Source organism: Terrisphaera buseokensis (assembly GCF_047521145.2).
Lineage (GTDB): Bacteria > Verrucomicrobiota > Verrucomicrobiia > Opitutales > Opitutaceae > ER46.
This window is the reverse complement of sequence record NZ_CM134186.1, coordinates 1,262,275-1,279,571: the sequence shown is the minus strand read 5'-3', so window position 1 is coordinate 1,279,571 and position 17,297 is coordinate 1,262,275. Positions and strand designations below refer to the sequence as shown.

General features: G+C 65.6%; 11 protein-coding genes. 6 read left to right on the top strand and 5 right to left on the bottom strand.

The genetic code is table 11. The features are described 5' to 3' along the window. The first annotated feature begins 32 nt into the window (after positions 1 to 32). Positions 33 to 1,157, top strand: coding sequence for a Gfo/Idh/MocA family protein (locus tag ACLJEU_RS04585; protein WP_414660744.1), 1,125 nt, complete (start codon positions 33 to 35; stop codon positions 1,155 to 1,157). Between the two features lie 119 nt (positions 1,158 to 1,276). Here ACLJEU_RS04585 and ACLJEU_RS04580 read toward each other — a convergent pair whose 3' ends face one another. From ACLJEU_RS04580 to ACLJEU_RS04565, 4 genes are all read right to left on the bottom strand, one after another. Continuing rightward, a complete protein-coding gene (locus tag ACLJEU_RS04580) occupies positions 1,277 to 3,979 on the bottom strand; it encodes an AAA family ATPase (RefSeq protein WP_414660745.1) in 2,703 nt (900 codons plus the stop codon). Next, complete coding sequence (locus ACLJEU_RS04575) at positions 3,976 to 5,214, bottom strand: metallophosphoesterase family protein (protein WP_414660746.1); 1,239 nt, start codon at positions 5,212 to 5,214, stop codon at positions 3,976 to 3,978. Before ACLJEU_RS04575 ends, ACLJEU_RS04580 begins: the two co-directional genes overlap by 4 nt. A gap of 428 nt (positions 5,215 to 5,642) precedes the next feature. Beyond that, on the bottom strand, positions 5,643 to 7,667 hold the full coding sequence (locus tag ACLJEU_RS04570; protein WP_457795341.1) for a putative Ig domain-containing protein: 2,025 nt from the start codon (positions 7,665 to 7,667) through the stop codon (positions 5,643 to 5,645). Positions 7,668 to 8,136: 469 nt separating this feature from the next. Beyond that, the gene (locus ACLJEU_RS04565) at positions 8,137 to 8,529 is read right to left on the bottom strand and encodes a peptide chain release factor family protein (protein WP_414660748.1); all 393 of its coding nucleotides are present in this window, start codon (positions 8,527 to 8,529) and stop codon (positions 8,137 to 8,139) included. Positions 8,530 to 8,957: 428 nt separating this feature from the next. Here ACLJEU_RS04565 and ACLJEU_RS04560 point away from each other — a divergent pair, with 428 nt between their 5' ends. The 5 genes from ACLJEU_RS04560 (at position 8,958) to ACLJEU_RS04540 (ending at position 16,565) form a co-directional block, all read left to right on the top strand. Then, entirely contained in the window at positions 8,958 to 9,917 is a 960-nt protein-coding gene (locus tag ACLJEU_RS04560) for an AAA family ATPase (protein WP_414660749.1), read from the top strand. 116 nt (positions 9,918 to 10,033) lie between these two features. After that, positions 10,034 to 10,960, top strand: a complete 927-nt coding sequence (locus tag ACLJEU_RS04555; protein ID WP_414660750.1) for a DUF58 domain-containing protein — start codon at positions 10,034 to 10,036, stop codon at positions 10,958 to 10,960. Positions 10,961 to 10,969: 9 nt separating this feature from the next. Continuing rightward, a complete protein-coding gene (locus ACLJEU_RS04550; RefSeq protein ID WP_414660751.1) occupies positions 10,970 to 11,998 on the top strand; it encodes a VWA domain-containing protein in 1,029 nt (342 codons plus the stop codon). A gap of 123 nt (positions 11,999 to 12,121) precedes the next feature. Continuing rightward, positions 12,122 to 14,026, top strand: a complete 1,905-nt coding sequence (locus ACLJEU_RS04545) for a VWA domain-containing protein (RefSeq protein ID WP_414660752.1) — start codon at positions 12,122 to 12,124, stop codon at positions 14,024 to 14,026. 31 nt (positions 14,027 to 14,057) lie between these two features. Next, positions 14,058 to 16,565 (top strand): BatD family protein, encoded by a 2,508-nt coding sequence (locus tag ACLJEU_RS04540; RefSeq protein WP_414660753.1) that lies wholly within the window; start codon positions 14,058 to 14,060, stop codon positions 16,563 to 16,565. Positions 16,566 to 16,758: 193 nt separating this feature from the next. Here the strand turns inward: ACLJEU_RS04540 and ACLJEU_RS04535 are convergent, their stop codons facing one another. After that, positions 16,759 to 17,286 carry an NUDIX hydrolase gene (locus tag ACLJEU_RS04535; RefSeq protein ID WP_414660754.1) on the bottom strand — a complete coding sequence of 176 codons (528 nt, stop codon included), beginning with the start codon at positions 17,284 to 17,286 and terminating at the stop codon, positions 16,759 to 16,761. Between the last annotated feature and the right edge of the window lie 11 nt (positions 17,287 to 17,297).

The following is a 17,297-nucleotide window of genomic DNA, read 5'->3' as shown; positions in this document are numbered from 1 at the left end:
CTCAACTCTCACCCCTCCACTGCTCAGCCTCCATGTCCAAAAAAATCAACATCGCCATCATCGGCCTCGGTTTCGGCGCCGAATTCATTCCGATCTACCAGGGCCATCCCAACGCCAATCTCATCGCGGTCTGTCAGCGCGACCCGAAGAAGATGAAGTCGATTCAGGACGCCTTCGGCATTCCGAAAGGCTACACCGACTACGATGAACTGCTGCGCGATCCGGAAATCGACGCCGTGCACATCAACACGCCGATTCCCGATCACGCCGCGCAATCGATCAAGGCGCTCAAGGCCGGCAAACACGTTGCGTGCACCGTGCCGATGGCGACCTCGATCGCCGACTGCAAAAAGATCGTCGAGCTCACGCAGAAGACCGGCCTGAAGTACATGATGATGGAGACGGTCGTGTACGCCCGGGAATATCTCTACATCAAGGAACTCTACGACAAGGGCGAGCTGGGCAAAATCCAGTTCCTGCAGGCGAGTCACCAGCAGGACATGGACGGCTGGCCGAACTACTGGCCCGGCCTGCCGCCGATGTGGTACGCGACGCACTGCGTCGGTCCCATGCTGGCGCTCACCGACGCCGTCGCGGAATACGTTTCCTGCTTCGGCTCCGGCACGGTCCGCCCTGAGTTGGTCAAGCACTACGGGTCGCCGTTCGCCGTCGAGACCGCGCACATCAAGTTCAAGGATTCGGATCTCACCGCGCGCATCATTCGTTCCCTCTTCGACGTTGCACGCCAGTACCGCGAGAGCATCGATGTGTACGGCACGAAGAAGTCCTTCGAGTGGACGCTCATCGAGCACGAGCCGCACGTGCTCCACACCGCGAAGCTGCCCGAGCACAAGATTCCGAAGAAAATCCAGGTGCCCGATTACGCGAAGCGCCTGCCCAAGGGTATCCAGAAGTTCACCACCAAGGGCGTCTACGACCTCGGGAAGAAGACGCACCTCAGCTTCACGCAGGGCGCAGGCCACGGCGGCTCGCATCCGCATCTCGCCCACGAGTTCCTCACCGCGCTCGTCGAGGACCGCGACCCGTATCCGAACGCCGTGAAGTCCGCGAACTGGACCTGTGTCGGCCTCTGCGCCCACGAATCCGCGCTCGCCGGCGGCAAAATCGTGCAGCTGCCGAAGTTCACGCAGGGCTGAGCCGCGCGGCGCGCGGGGTTGAGGGTTGAGAGCTGAGAGTTGAGAGATCATCAACCAACTGCGGAGCGGTCGACTGTAACGCCGCGCTATCGCACCGCTTTTCTCTCAACCCTCAGCTCTCAACCCTCAACTCTCTCAAACTTCACCGCGTGCCCCACGCCGCGATAGCGATCGTCGTGGCACGTGAGGACGATCACCTGGAGATTTGGCGCGAGCGCCGTGAGCACGTCGAGCACGCGCTCCTGGCGCAGGGCGTCGGTGTTCACCAGCACGTCATCGAGAATCAGCACCTGCGGCTCGTCGACCGCGAGTTCCTGCGCAACCGCGATCCGCAGGCACAGCAGCAACTGCTCCCTTGCACCCTGTGACAACACATCGAACGCATGGCTCGCGTCGCGGGCGCGTCCGATGCCGGCAATCTGGAGCTGGTCATCGAGAAACACCTCGCGGCTGCGGTCACCCGTCAGTTCAGCAAACGCAAGCGTGAGCCGCTGTTCGAGCGGCGTGAGGACGGCCTTCGTGGCGGCCTGCTTGCGATGCTCGATCAGGTCGCGCGCGAGGCGTGCCGCCCAACCCTTGGCGCGGGCGGCGTCGCGTCGCAGCGTGGCCTCGACCTTCCGCTCCTCGAGCGCAGTCTCGCGCGAATAAAGTCCCTGCCCGCCCAGCGTCTCGAGCGCGCCGCGCGCGCCATCCCGCTCGGCCCGCTTTGATTGCAGGGCGTCGGCGAGTTGCTGCAGCGCCGTCACGGCCCGCTTGTTCCGCTCCGGCAGCCGCTCGAATTCCGGCGGGAGGCCCGCCTTCGTGACCGCGACCCGCGCCTCCGCCTGCGTGAATTCCACCTGCGCGCGCGTCTTCGATGCGTCCATCCCTTCCGGATACCGCGCCAGCAGATCCGCCACCTGGCTTTCGAGCGTGCCCAGACGCGCGCGTTGCTCGCCGGCGGCAGTCCCGGTGCGTTGCACCTGCTCCACCGCCCGCCGCTCCTCCTGGCGCAGTGCCGCCAGCGCCTGATCGATCGCGACCAGCGCGCGCTCGGCCGCCGGCAGCGCCGCGACGTGCTGGGCCTCGTCGCTTTCAAGCGCCGTGGCGGTGAATTCCTGCTCCGTCGCGGTCGGCTGCAGCGACGCACGCAACGGCTCCGCGCGATGCGCGGCGTGCGCCGCCGCGGTCCGCAGGGCCGCGAGCGTCTTGTGTTCGCCCAGCGGTTCGCTCAGCGCGGTCTCGGCCGCTCGCAGCTGTGTATCCAGCTCCTTGCGACGGGCGGACGCCTCCCGCCCCGCCTCGAGCGAGACGACGCCGGCCTCCTGCAGCGCCGCGCGCAACGCCGCTTCCGAGGCCGTCAGCTCGTGCAACAGCGCCTGCGCCTCCTTCGCGCCGGAACGAAGCGTGACGCGACCCCAACCGGCGAGCGTGAGATCGAGCGATTGCGGACGCTGCAGGCGCGTGGCGCGGCCCGCCGGCAGTGGCACCGACGCCGGCGTCGCGCCCTCGTGAATCGTGGCGGATGTCTCCCGTTCGGGCGTCAGCTCCACCGTGACGCCCAGCGCCTGAACCTGTGCCTGCTGGGTGCGGACGAGTTCCGTGACTTCCTCGATTCGCCGAAGGTGCGCAGGCGTGACGGCGGGGAGTTTCGCCTTCAACGCCGCGAGACGTTCGACCTCGGCTCCAGCAGCTTCTGCGCGGAGCGTCTGCTGCGCCAGCGTGCCGGCGCTCGCATGGAGTTGTCGGAGACGGAGCAATCCCTGCGTGCGCTGCAGGGCGGCGCGCACCTCGGCGACCCGCGCCTCGAGTTGCGGCCGGGCCGCGTGCTGCCGATCAAGTTGTTCGCGCAGCGCCGCAAGCCGGGCCTCCGCTGTCTGCACGGCGGCCGTGGCCTGCTCGAGCGTGCTGCGGGTCTGGAGACGTTCGCTCTGCCGCAGGCCGAGGGTCGTGACGTCGGCGGCGATCGCCGTGAGCCGCTGCTGGGCGGCCGTGAACTCCACTTGGCGCGTCTCGAGTTCGCCGCGCAGCCGCTCCGCCGCAAGCGTCTGCTCGTTGAGCTGCTTCACGGCCACCGCGCGTTCGGCGTGTTCCTTTTCCAACTGAGTCACGCTGCTCACTGCCTGTTGAAAACGCTGGTGCAACGCGTCGAGTTCGGCCCGCGTGGCCCGCAACACCCCGAGTTCGGCCTCGATTGCGGTGAGATCGTCGTCCGCCTGCCGCAACGGTCCGCCGGCGCGGGCCTGACCGGTGGCCGTGACGATGCTGTCCGCCATCGTCGCCAATCGCGCGCTGAGTTTTTCCACCACGGGATCAAGTTCCAGGCGCGCGAGCCGCGCGCGAATCTGGCGGCCCACGCCTTCGTCCGCGAGTGAGGGCCAGTCGCTCGGCTCACCTTGGCGCGCCCACAGGAAGCCCAGCAGTCCCCAGTGCTCCGGTCGCGTGGCACCGCGGCCAGGGAGCGATGACTGCAACAAGTCCTGCAGGCGAAGATCGGCCGCGTCGGCCTCAGCCACCGGCTGCCACGCGCCGCCCTGCCACTCGAGCAGGCGGCTGCGCGGCGACTGCAGAAACGTCTTTTCGCTTCGGAAGCGGCCGGCGCGGGTTTCGAATTCCACGACGACGCGCGGCGCGAGATCGGTGCCGGCAGGCTGCAACGCCTTCAGCTCCTCGCCGCGCGTGGTGTGCTTGTCGAACAAGCCGCGGGCGGTCGCGCGCAGCGCCGTCGACTTGCCCGTTTCATTCGGCGCGCACAGGACATTCAACCCGGTGGCAAAGGGACCGAGCCGCATCGTGGCGCGAAACGGACCGACATGCGTGAGCTCGATGGCGCGTAGAATCACGACGCGACCTCCTGCAGCGTCTGCAGCAGCATGTGCCGCAGCTGCGAAAAGAATTCGGGCGTGAGCGCAGCGAGCTCGATCTTCGACGGCGTGAGCAACGCCTGCACTTCCGCCAACGTGAGCGGCGGCAGCGCCGGCGTGGTCGTTTCACCCGCCGCAACCGTCGCGCCGGTCGCCAGCGCCTCGATCCGGTCGAGGTCAGCGAGCGTTTGCGCGAGGATCGGATGCGTGACTTTCAGCGCGTCGAGTTCGACGGGGCTGAGCGCGACGCGCGTGCGATCGACGATCTGCCCGACGAGGAACGGCGCGAGCGCCTCGTCGAGGGTCGCGCGCACCGCAGTCAGCTGGGCGGGGGATGCCGTCCCCGCAAGGGTGATACGCACCACGGTGCGAGCCGCGGCGGGGCGCAGGCGCGCGAGTTCCGCGTCGAGCGAGGCACGCGACGCCTCCGGCGCGAGAAAATCAAGCGTGAGCGCTTTCCACGTGAGCGTGCTGACAGGCAGCGGCTGTACGCGCGGCGGCTGGCCGTGGCCGGCGATCTCGACGAGCGCGACGTGCCCGCAGCGTTCGTTGGCAAACTGATCCGGCTCGGGCGTGCCAGGCATCACGATCCGGCCGCCGTCGGTGTCGGCGAGCCAGTTGTGCCAGTGCCCGATCGCCAGGTAGTCGAGGCCGGCGCGCGAGGCGGCGTTGAGCGCGATCGGGAAATCGTTGGGCTGGTGCTTGCCTTCGATCGCCGGCGCACCGTGCGTCACGCCGATCGCGATCGCATCCGCGGGCAGCGTCGCGGCGAGTTCGACCAGCTTGAGGCTGGGATCGACGGTCGAGAGCTTCTGGTGGAGCGGCGACGCCAGCAGGTGGACACCGGCGCCGAGTGCAGTGATGCCCGCCTGCATCAGCACATGGACGTGACCGGGCGCGCGGAGAAACGGCTTCCGTTGCCACACCGAGTCCGGTCCCGTGGCCGGGTCATGGTTTCCCGGCAAAATAAAGATCGGCACAGACGGAAACGCGCCGAACAGCTCCACCGTTTCCACCACCAGCGCTTCGTCCACCTGATTGTCCTCGAAGAGGTCGCCCGCGATGATCATCGCATCGACGTTGTGCTCGTGCGCCAACGCCAGAACCCGCCGCAGCGTCGTCAGCCGCGCCGCCCGGAGCACCGCGCCTTTCGCGCCGAATTGCGCGAATCGGGCGCCGAGTTGCCAATCGGCCGAATGGAGAAAGCGGAACATCGTTGATGGGAGAGCGTGAACAATGGGTCAGCGCGCAACAATGCAACGCAGACACCCGAGGAGATCGGGGCCAACGCTTCGCGGTGCCAAGCCGCAAACTTCGGACTTCGGTCGGGCGCTCGAAGGCATGATCCGAGCGGGAGCGATGCAGGAGAACGTAGCCTCCAACGTCAGGAGGTGGAAGCAACAGTGGACTGATCGAGACTGCCTCTGCTGCTCGGCAGCTAAGAGGTTGCTTCCATCTAAAAGTACCCGTCTCCGCCCGGGAGGGCGTCAGGGGCGCTCGCCGTTCGAACGCCGCCATTGCCACGGCGTAGCGCGGATGCAGCAGAGCGATGCATCTGGGCGTGACGCACCGCTCCCGTATCCGGCTCGACAGGGAAATGGCCGATCAAGTCGGCCACTTCCATTTGTCTATAGAGCAGGACTCAGTTCACCTCAATCGACGTAAGGGTCACAGAACCATCGGTGTTCTTCACGCCTTTGTACTGAACCGCCATACCAATGGACGAAAGCGTCGCCCGGTCATTGAGCGTAACTTTTGTCGCGACGGTCAGCCGCAGCATTGGGCCCCGATTGAGCGTCAGGGTCTTTGAGGTCGCGTTGTACGAGGCAAGGACGCCCTTGCCTTCGGCCTTGACGCCGGTGCTGGTGTAGGAAGCTGGATCAACCGCCGTGGGCGCAATCACCAGCGTCGCGGTGCCCGTACCCAATGTGCCAGCAGCATCCCTCGCCGAAAGTGCAATGAGATAGGTTCCCGCCTGGGTGGGCGTTCCGGAGAGAATTCCGGTTGGCGAAACGGTCATTCCACCAGGCGCTCCGGTTGCAGCCACCGACATAGGTGTGACGCCGGTGAGCACTAGATTCGTCAGCGGGTAGGCGGCGCCCACCCGTCCGTTCGACAGCATCGCCGCGAACGTGACTGGGATTACCACCACAGGAGCCGGAGCGACCACCAAGGTCACTACCCCGACCCCCGAGTTACCGATCCCGTCGGTGCCCACCACGGTGATGCTGAAGGTTCCAGCGCTCGTCGGCGTACCGGAAAGAACACCGTCGGCCGATAGGTTCATTCCACTTGGAACACCCGATGCGCCGACGAAAACAGGAGCGGTGCCGGTGCTCACCAGATTCGTGGCTGCATAGGCAACCATCGCCTGCGCACTCGGGAGCGTCATCACGAACGAAACCTTCGGGTAGACGGACATGATCGTCGCATGAACGGCCCCGATGCCGTCGACCGTTCCGGTGAACGTAACATACTCGCCGGTGACAAACCCGGTGGTACCGCCATGAAACGTCGTCGTCGCTGCGGTGGGTGTATAAAAGACATGATCCGCCGCGTTCAATCCGCCATTTATTACAATGAAGTCCCGACCGACCGAACCAATGATTCCGGCTCCTGATGTCGTTACAACGGGCGCCGGATCGATAGTGATGAAAATGGATCCAGTGCCCGCGGTCCCGACGGCATCTGTACCCGAAAGCGTCATGCTATAGGTTCCCGCCGCAGTTGGAGTTCCCGAGAGAATTCCAGCGGCGGATACCGTCAATCCCGCCGGCACGCCCGTGGCGGTCACTGCACTCGGTGCAACGCCGCTGGACACAAGATTCGTGAGCGTGTACGCCGCACCTACTTGACCATTTGCAACCGTGGCAACAAAGCCCAGCGGCGTGACCGGATCAGGCAGGACGGGACCACCTGCAGCGGGATTTACAATGAGGGTGACGTTGCCACTTCCGATCGAGGTGTAAGGGGACACCGTATGCTGACCACCCATCGCATCAAAAGCGATGACGTACGAGCCCGGTGCGGTCGGCACGCCGGAGACAACTCCCATGTTATTCGACATTCCCGGCGGAAGGCCCGCAGCCGAGACGGAGAATACATCCCCCATTCCGAAGGTCCCAAGATCGATGGCATACTGATTATAGGCCTGACCCACGGTCGCCGCAGGCAGCGCGGCCTTGAAGACCGCCGGGACAGAACTCATATACCCACTGGTTGCGAGGATGTGCCCCGTGGCGGGATTGACGAAGCCGACGAAGTTGACGAGTTGTGCGCCAAAGCTCGTATGCGTACCAATGCCAGTGATGAACGCGTAAGGCTGGAAGTACTCCACGGTACCTCCATTGTAGAGCGTGAGGGCGACAGCGCCGGTGGCATTGGTGACGGCGAGGGCCGAGACCCGCTCAGTACCGCTTACGGGCTGGGCCGGATAAACCTGCATCGTCGTCGCCAGAATCACACCATCGACGTCGACCGTATAAGTATAGTTAACAACTTCGCCCACCGCCAGCGTGACAAGTCCGCCGTTAAACGTTGTGGCCGTGTCGCCATCATGAGTGACGACAATATGGTCAATCGTGACATAGCGCGCGCCGACTGAAGTGATCATTCCCTGGACTTCCCCCAGGATTCCTGTGGTCGAACTGAGCACCGGGGCGGGCACAGGGACAAGAGGATTGGCAGACGGGGAATATAAGGTCGCGGCAGCGGAATGCGCCGAAGTCGCAAGTGACGCCACAAGCAACATGAATGCAAACCGGCAGGTTTTAAGGCTAAACATAACGTATTCGATAGGATTGACGGAACGGAAGTGAATAGCAGCGAGCACAGGTCTCGTTGCCACTTGCTGAGTCCCTGACTCTATCAGCACTTCGTGAAGCCCCGATGAATAGCCGATGAAGACTTCTTAATACAGAGAGTGTGCGGCCCAACTCCGAAACAATGTTCAACCTGCTCCCAGCCAATGCTAAATGGCGGGCGCTTCACGTTGTCGGCGCGTAAGTGCAATGCCACAGGGCCAAATCGTGAAATGCGAATGCACCCACCCCCGCACCCGGCCCGGTCGGACAATTGATCCGTCGATCCTCTTAGGATTCACACTTTGATCCGGTCTGCGCCCACTAACCAAAGCCTCACTCGTGCGACACGCGTCCCCGGTGCGACTTCGTTTTCGAACGGTGAACCTTCGATTCGATCATGCGGATTTTCTGCCCGCGGGTTTTCGGCCGCGTGCGACGGCGCTGTTTTTCATGCTTTTCGCGCGCGGCGGCGACGGCGGCCCGCCTTCGGTCTTCGAGTTTCGCACACAACTCCCGCCACGCCAGCTCGCGATTGGCGGTTTGGGAACGTTCCCGCTGGCAGCGCACCTCGACGCCGGTGGGGCGATGGCGCAGCCAGACCGTCGAGCTCGTCTTGTTGATCTTCTGCCCGCCCGGGCCCGAGCCCCGCACAAAGCGTTCATCCACTTCGTCCGCCCGCGCGCCCACGGCCGCCAGCCTTTCGTCGATTTGGGTTGGTAAAGCCATCGGTGCCTCTTTTCCTGCCACGTTGGAGATTTCAGACGGTTAAACCACGAAAAACACGGACTACACGAAACCCTTCGGCCGCGGCGCTTAGTCAGGGATTTATCAGGGCGGTCGGGTCAGCGAGCTTCGGGTGTCGGGTGTGTTTCGGGGTTTAACCGTCTGCCCGCCTCCAGCCATACGGAACAATTCAGTTGAAAGGTGAAAGTTGAAGGTTGAAAGCGCCCAATCACCAGCAGCAGCCAACGGTGCTAGAGAGCGGGCAGGTTTCCACCGATTGGTGCCTGACTGAATCCGAGTCCAATCGACGGTGGTTAGGTCTGCTTCCGGTTCTTTCAACTTTCACCTTTCAACTTTCAACTGCATGAGTCCGGCTAAGAGAAACTTCTTCCCATCCTTCGAGTCGAACCGCCACTTTCCGCCCAACCTTTATGACCGGTCCCGCTTGGTCCCAGAAACTTCGTGACGAAATCGGCAAGGCCGTCATCGGCCAGGACGCCGTCGTTGAACGCCTGCTCGTGGCCCTGCTGGCCAACGGCCACGTCCTGCTCGAGGGCATGCCCGGCCTCGCGAAGACGCTGCTCGTGAAATCATTGGGCACGGCCCTCGGCGTGCAGTTCGAGCGCATCCAGTTCACGCCCGACCTGCTGCCAAGCGACGTCGTGGGCACGATGATCTTCCAACCGAAGACCGGCGAGTTCTCGGCCCACCGCGGACCGATCTTCGCCAATCTGGTGCTGGCCGACGAAATCAACCGCGCACCCGCCAAGGTGCAGAGTGCGCTGCTCGAAGGCATGCAGGAGCGGCAGGTGACGATTGGCGGACAAACGCATCCGCTGCCGAAGCCATTTTTCGTGATGGCGACGCAAAACCCCGTCGAGCAGGAAGGCACCTACCCGCTGCCCGAGGCGCAGACCGATCGTTTTCTCTTCAAGCTGATCGTCGACTATCCGACCGCCGAGGAAGAGTCGGCCATGATGCAGCGCTGGGGCCAGGTCACGAAGCAGCCGTCGCTCGTCGCGGCCTCGAGTGGCGAGGAACTGCTTTCCCTGCGAAGCCAGGTCGATGCCATCCACCTGTCGCCGGCGGTGCAGGGCTACATTCTCGCCCTCGTCCGCGGCACGCGCGCGCTGGCCGAGCGCGGCACGAACGCGAAACGTTACCTGAACTTCGGCGCCTCGCCGCGCGCCTCGCTGGCGCTGTATCAGGCCGGCCGCGCCCTCGCCTGGCTGCGCGGTCAGGATTATCTGTCGCCCTCGCTCGTGCAGGAACTCGCGCCGGACGTGCTGCGTCACCGCATCGGTCTCACCTACGAAGCCGAGGCGGAGGAAATCACGCCCGACCGGATCGTCGCACAGGTGGTCGAGCGCACGCCGGTACCGACGGCCTGATCCCTTGCGTCCGCGTCCCTCGTATGAACCCGACTTGCCCTCCTGATTCGCGTCCCTTCGCGTGATTCGCGGGCAAATTCCCCTTCGCTTTGGCCCTCACGTCCCAACTTTCCGCTTTGAGCACCGACGCCGCCGCGGGCGCGCCGGCGCAGTCGCCGCTGGCCCTGTTGCGCCAATTGGAGTGGCGCGTGCGGCACGCCGTGGAAAACGTCCTCAGCGGCGAATATCGCTCGGCGTTTCGCGGGCGCGGCATGGAGTTCGATCAAGTCGTGAAATACGAGTTCGGTGACGACGTGCGCGACATCGACTGGAATGTCACCGCGCGACTCGGCGAACCTTACCGCAAGAAATTCGTCGAGGAGCGCGAGGTCACGCTGCTGCTGGTGTTCGAGGATTCGCCGTCGCTGCACTTCGGTTCGGGCGCCCAATCGAAACGCGAGGCGCTGCTGGAACTCGCCGGGCTGGTCATGCTGCTCGGCGCGGTGAACCGCGATCGCGTCGGCTTCGTCCACGCAGGGCCGGACGGAAATCTCTTCCGCGAACCGATGCGCGGCCGCGGCCAGATCATGCATTCGGCCGCCACGCTGCTGGCGCAACCCGCGCCGGCTCCCACCGCCAACCCGCCGACGATTCCGTGGCGCTTCCTCGCGCGCGCGGCGCCGAAGCACAGCGTGATGATCTGGCTGGGCGACTTTCCGCCGGTGACCCGCGGTGGCCGCGAGGCGGCGCAGCCCGAGGGCTGGGCGGTGTTGCAGCGCCGGTATCAGACGATGGGCTTTCGCGTGGATGATCCGTGGGAGCGCGCGCTGCCGGCCGGCGAATCCTTCGCGGCTTTCGATCCCACGGCGGGCCGGCTGGTCACGCTGGATGGCAGCGCCGCCGAGCGCGCCGCACACGCCGCCTGGCGCGCCGAGCGCGAGTCCGCGTGGACGACCTTGTTTCCTGATCCGATGAGCCGGCTCGTGGTCGGCACCGAACAGAACCGCCTCGATGCGCTGGTGCGTTTCTTCCACGCGCGCATGCGGACGGGGGCGCGCCGCTAGGCCACGACGATGTCGCACCTCGCATTCAAGGATCCCATCTGGCTGCTCGCGCTGCTCGCGTTGCCACTGATCGCGTGGATCCGCGGCCGGCGCAGCGTACCCGTTTTGCTGGTACCGTTCGCCGCCGCGTGGCACCGGCCGTCGCTGGCGGCGCCGTCGCGCTGGCCGGTCGCGCTCGCGTTCCTCGGCCTGACCGCGCTGATCGTCGCGCTCGCGCGGCCCCAGCGCGTGGAGGACAAGCGCGAGGTGCGCTCCGAGGGCTACGACATCATGCTGGCGATCGATCTCTCGACCTCGATGCGCGCGGAGGATTTTGAACTCAAGGGCGAGCGCATCAACCGGCTGCAGGCGATCAAGCCCGTCATCCAAGCATTCATCGAGCGGCGGCCGACCGACCGCATCGGCATCGTGCTGTTTTCCGGCCGCGCCTACACGATGGCGCCGCTGACCTTTGATCATGACTGGCTCGCACGGCAGCTCGGACGCGTGCGCATCGGCATGATCGAGGACGGCACGGCGATTGGCGACGGTCTGGGCGTCGCCCTCACCCGGCTCGAGCAGGCGAAACGCGACAGCGGCGGCAAACGCCTCGGCGCGTTCGTCGTGCTGCTGACCGACGGCGCCAACAACCGCGGCGCGCTGCAACCGCAGCAGGCGGCCGAGTTGGCGAAGTCGCGCGGCGTGCCGGTGTACACGATCGGCGCCGGCAAGGAGGGTTATGTGCCCGTGCCGATCTACGACGACAACAACCGCAAGATGGGCTATCGCCGGATGCTGTCGGATGTCGACGAGCCCGCGCTGCGCGAAATCGCGACGATGACGGGCGGTAAATTCTTCCGTGTCGCCGACACGGATACGATCGAGAGCGCGTTCAAGGCGATCGATCGTGCCCAGAAGATCGAGTTTCAGGCAAAGAGCTACTTGATCACAACGGAGCTGTTCTGGTGGCTCGCGGCCCCGGGACTCTTGGCGCTGGCCCTCGCCGCGCTGTTCGCGCGACCACTGTGGCGCCGCGAACTGAAGCCGGTCCTCGCGTAACCCAAGCCAACCGACGCCCATGACCACACCCTCGCCACACCTGCAACCATCGGGCCGCGTTGAAATCCGTCGCGACCGCGATTCGCGGTGCGTCCGGACGATCGGAAACTGGAATCTCTTCGCATGACCTTTGCCTGGCCCCAGCTCTTTTGGCTGCTTGTGCTGCCCGTCGCACTCCTCGCGTGGGAACTCAGTCACCGTCGTCGCACGGCGGCGTCGGCCCGCCCGAAGATCCTGCGCGCCGAGGCCGGGGCGCGTTCGCTGAAGCTTTCCGATTTCACCGCCTCGGCCACGACGCCGAATTCGCGGCCGCGCTTCTGGCTGTGCGCCGGACTGGTGCTCGCCGTGGTCGCGCTCGCGCGGCCGCAATGGGGCCGGCTGGAGGAGCCGGTGTTCGATCAATCGCGCGAGATCATCCTGGCGATCGATCTTTCGCGCTCGATGCTCACGCCCGACGTGAAGCCGTCGCGGCTCGAACGCGGCAAACTCCTCATCCAATCCCTGCTCGAGAAAATGGCGGGGGAACGCGTCGGCCTGGTGGTGTTCGCCGGCACCTCGTTTCTCCAAAGTCCGCTCAGCGCCGACTACGAAATCCTGCGCGAGTTCCTGCCCGCGCTCGGCCCGGAGTTTCTGCCCGAGGGCGGATCCAACTACGGTGCATTGCTCGACACGGCGCTCCAGGCCTTCGGCGCCAGCAGCGCGGCTGACCGCTTCCTAATTATCCTCAGCGACGGCGAGGCCACGGACGAGGAGTGGAAGGGAAAGATCGACGAGCTGAAAAAGAAAAACATCCGCGTGATCGGGCTGGGCGTCGGCACGGCCGGCGGCGGCATGATTCCCGACGGCAGCGGCCAGTTCGTGAAGGACGAACGCGGCGCCGTCGTGTTGTCGAAATTGGAAAGCGGCACCTTGCAGCAGCTGGCGCAGGCGACGTCCGGAACGTACCGCGACGCCAGCACGTGGGTCGATCTCGCCGCCTTGGTGAAGGAAACGATCGAAGCCGGCCGGAAGGGCGATTTTGTCGAGAAGAACACCGTACGCCTCGTCGAGCGTTTCCAGTGGCCGCTGGCGCTGGGGCTCTGGTGCCTGTTCGTGAGTTTCTGTTATGAGTTCCCCGTGCGGCCAAGGCCGCGCGACGTCAGGCTGGCGCCGGCGGGAAACCGGAAACCGGAGACCGGGGACCGGAAACTGGAGACGAGCAAAGTCGCCGCGAGTCTGGTACTGCTGCTTTTAGTTTCCGGTCTCCGGTTTCCGGTTTCCGGTTTTGCGGCCGCCTCCGCCGGATCTCCGGCGGCCGCGGCGGCGGCGTCCACGCCACCCGAGCCTTCGCCGCTGACCAAAATCGTCGGTCGTCTGGCCAGCGCGGATACGCGCACGGGCCGGGATTGGTCGGAGTTGGGCCGCGAGACCGCGACGTGGGGTTCGAAGCTTCAGTCCGAGCAGCAGCCGGTGCCGGAGGGCCCGGTGCGCGATGCGCTGCAGGCGGTCGATCTCGGCGCCAAGCTCGATCCGAAAGCGACCGACTGGCCGAAGCTGCGCGAGGAGTTGGAAGGGTTGCTGAAGAAACCGGACGAGGATAAGAAGGATCAGCAAAACCAGGACAAATCCGAGCAGAACGACCAGCAGCAGGATCAGGACAAAAAGCAGCAGGACCAGAAGTCCGATCAGCAGAAGCAGGATAAGTCAGGCAATCCGCAGTCGTCCAAGGACGATCAGAAGGACTCTTCTCAGAAACAGGATCCCAACCAGAAACAGGATTCGAAACCGCCGGAACAGAAACCGCCCGGCGAGTCGGCGTTCGGTGACATGAACAAGAAGGACGAGCCGCCGCCGCCACCACCGCCCCAAAGCACCCAGAAAGTCGGCGGCGCACCGGAGAAGGAACCGGAGAAGGAACCGCTCGATCCTTCGCTCGCGCTGCCGATGCAGAAGCTCGATCAGCTCCGCAACCAAGATTCCCCCGCCCAGCTCTTTCAACTCATGGAAGGCGACAAGAAGCCCGTGAAGAAGACCGGAAAAGATTGGTAACGCCATGCGTCACGCTCGTTCATTTTTGTTCATGCTCACTCGCTTCGTCAGCGCCGTAGCCCGGGAGCGCCCGTTTCTCGCCAGCCTGATTCCGCTCTTGTTCGCGGTCGCGGCGCAGGCGCAATCCGTGCGCTGGGAGCCGTCCGATTCCGGCATGGCGAACTCGGTGCAGCTCGTATTCGAGAACTGCGCACCCGACGGCGAGCCGCAACTGCCGGTGGTCGCCGGCGTGACGTTTACCCGCATCGCCGAGAGCACGAACACCAACATCGTCAACTTCCAGGTCACGCGGTCCGTCATCCTGACGTATCAGCTTCGTGGACGCCAGACGGGGCCGGTAGCGATCCCCGCATTCTCGGTCAAGACGGACAAGGGCAGCCTGCGCGTGGCCGCGTTCAACACCGCTGCACCCGCGCCGCCGCTCGAATCCGTGGCCGGTGCCAAACTCACGCCCGAGCGCGCGAGTGTCTGGGCCGGCGAGGTCTTCACCCTCAACTACGAACTGTCCGCGGCGCGTCGCACGAACCCCCAAATCTCGCCGACGTTCGACTGGACCGCGGCGCCGCTGGTGGCCGAGGACTGGTCCAAACCCGAGGTCACGGAAGCGGTCGTGAACGGCGACCGCCGTGTCAACGTGCTCTTCCGCACGCGCGCCGTCGGCAAGACGCCCAACCGGCTCAAGCTCGAGGCCGCGAATCACCTCCTCAGCATTCAAACGGGAACGATCGGTTTCGGCATCATCTCCCAGCCGCGAATGGAACAGGTATCGGTCACGTCCGATCAGCCCGTCCTCGAGATTCGTCCCCTGCCCGCCGCGCCGCTCGGTTTCAGCGGGGCCGTCGGTCAGTTCAAACTGGTCTCCAAGGTCGTGCCGGAAAAAGCCGCGGTCGGCGAACCCGTCACGTGGACGCTGGAGTTGAGCGGCACCGGCAACTGGCCCGATCTCCCGGGCCTGCCGGCGCGTGATGTCTCGAGCGACTTTCAGGTGGTGCAGCCGAAGGCGAAGCGCACGCCGGCCGAGGGCAAACTCTTCGACGTCACGCTCGCCGAGGACGTCGTGCTCGTTCCCACCAAGGCCGGCACGTACGCGCTCGGCCCGGTCAACTTCACGTACTTCGATCCAAAGAGCGGCAGCTACAAAACGATCACCGCGCCGCGCACCGCCGTCACGATCAGCGCGCCGATCGCGCCGCAGTTCAATGTGAGCGCACCGCCGGCGACCACGGGTGAAAAGCCCGACGGCGACGTGAGCAAGGCGGGCGCGGCGGGACGCCCTCCGTCCGCACCGACGCCGCCCGCGCCGATTCCGCGCGATCCGTTGCCAGGTGCGGCCGTCGCGCGCGCGCCGCTCGTCGCGAGCACGTTGATCACTCTCCTGGCTGCTCCGTTTGCGCTGCTCCTCCTGTTCTGGGGCTGGCTCGCGGTGCGCCGCGCGCAGCACACCGATCCGGTGCGGCCACGGCGCGAGGCGCGCGATCGTCTGGCCCGCGTGATCGCCGAACTTCAGTCGCAACCGTCTTCCGGGCCGGGCACCACCGCGCGCCTCCTGGCGTGGCAGCGCGATGCCGCGGTGCTCTGGCAACTGCCGGACGCGGCGCCCCGCGCGACCGCCCTGACCGATGCGGCGTGGGCCCGACTGTGGACGGAAGCCGACCGCGCCTTGTACAGCGCGCAGGGCGCACTCCCGCCTGATTGGGTGACACGCGCCCAGGCCGCACTGGCGGCGAAACGCGTCCCGGGCTTCCAGCCGCTCCGGCTCTTCCTGCCGCAAAACCTCATGCCCTTCGCCGCGCTGATCGCGGTGCTCTTGGTCGCGACGGCGACCGTCGTCACCGCGGCCGAACTCGATGCGCTGGCCGCGTACCGCAAGGCGGATTTCGCGAACGCGGAAAAGGGCTGGCGGGCCGCGCTTGGCCAGCAACCGACGAACTGGATCGCGCGCCACAATCTTTCCCTCGCGCTGGCACAGCAGGAACGCGCCACCGAGGCTGCCGCGCACGCCACGGCGGCCTTTGTGCAGCACCCCGGTGATCCGTCGGTACGCTGGCACTTCGCACTCGCGGCCGAGAAGGCGGGCGCCGCGCCGGCGATACTGACCCGTTTCATCACCCCCGGCCCATGGCAAACGCTCGGCCGCTTCGCGTCGCCCGCGGACTGGCAGCTGGGGTTAATCCTCGCGAGCTGGGTTACGGCCGCCGCCCTCGGCTGGCTGCTAGCCAACACCTACGGCCGCAAGGCGCGCGGCCGGCGCTGGACCGCGCTCGCGCTGATCGCGGCGGGCGTGCTGCTCGGCGGTTCGGCGGCGGCCGGGGTGCAAAGCTACGGTCTCGCCGCGCACGCCGACGCCGTGATCGTCGCGCGCCCGTCCACGCTGCGCTCCATTCCCACGGAAGCCGACGCCGCGCAAAAGACGTCGCCGCTCGCCGCCGGCACCCTGGCGCTCGCCGATCGGGCGTTCCTCAGCTGGACACGGCTGACGTTTGAAAACGGCCAGACGGGCTGGATTCGCAACGACGACCTCGTGCGGCTCTGGAAGTAAGCCGGGAGCCCGTGGCGACTCAGGCGGAACAATGCAGTTGCCCGCGAATCACGCGAATCCATCCGAATGAAAGAGGCTGGATGAGACCGCACACCAAACGGTGCGCGGTGGTTTGGCTGGCTGCCGTTCAAGCATCAGCCTGAAATTCGCGGTCATTCGCGTAATTCGCGGGAGTCCTTCTGGATGATCCGGCTCAGGCTGCCGGGGTCTTCCGCACCATCCGCGCCATCGACTCCTCGGGATTGAGCGCGGTCACGCGATCGAGCGTGACCCACGCGAGATCCTTGGATTCATGCGTGATCGCGAGCGGCTCGCGCGGATCCGCTTCGAAGACGAAGCGTAGATCGTAGTGAAAGTGTCCGGGCTCGTGCTTGCGTTCCGGGATCCAGTGGCGATCCAGATCGAAAATCTCGCGGGCGGTCACGCGCACGTCGGCGAGACCGCTTTCCTCGCGGGCTTCGCGCCAGGCGACGGCGAGCAGATCGGGATCACCGTCGGCGTGTCCACCCAGCTGCAGCCATTTGTCCAACTTCCGATGATGCGTGAGCAACACCTGGGCGCGGTCGGGACTGACAATCCAGGCGGACCCGGTGAGGTGGCCCGGCACGCAGGTCCGCAGCAGGCAGTCGGGCTGCGCGGTGACGAACGCGAGCGTCGCGACCGTCATCTCCGCCTCGTGGCCTGGCTCCGCGCGGAGACCGTGCGCCTGGAGGAGTTTCAAGACGGGATCGC

What these genes read in the sequence shown, in the direction of transcription:
- ACLJEU_RS04565 (WP_414660748.1), bottom strand. Translation starts at nt 8,529, where the DNA reads ATGGCTTTACCAACCCAAATCGACGAAAGGCTGGCGGCCGTGGGCGCG.
- ACLJEU_RS04560 (WP_414660749.1), top strand. Translation starts at nt 8,958, where the DNA reads ATGACCGGTCCCGCTTGGTCCCAGAAACTTCGTGACGAAATCGGCAAG.
- ACLJEU_RS04575 (WP_414660746.1), bottom strand. Translation starts at nt 5,214, where the DNA reads ATGTTCCGCTTTCTCCATTCGGCCGATTGGCAACTCGGCGCCCGATTC.
- ACLJEU_RS04545 (WP_414660752.1), top strand. Translation starts at nt 12,122, where the DNA reads ATGACCTTTGCCTGGCCCCAGCTCTTTTGGCTGCTTGTGCTGCCCGTC.
- ACLJEU_RS04550 (WP_414660751.1), top strand. Translation starts at nt 10,970, where the DNA reads ATGTCGCACCTCGCATTCAAGGATCCCATCTGGCTGCTCGCGCTGCTC.
- ACLJEU_RS04540 (WP_414660753.1), top strand. Translation starts at nt 14,058, where the DNA reads ATGCTCACTCGCTTCGTCAGCGCCGTAGCCCGGGAGCGCCCGTTTCTC.
- ACLJEU_RS04585 (WP_414660744.1), top strand. Translation starts at nt 33, where the DNA reads ATGTCCAAAAAAATCAACATCGCCATCATCGGCCTCGGTTTCGGCGCC.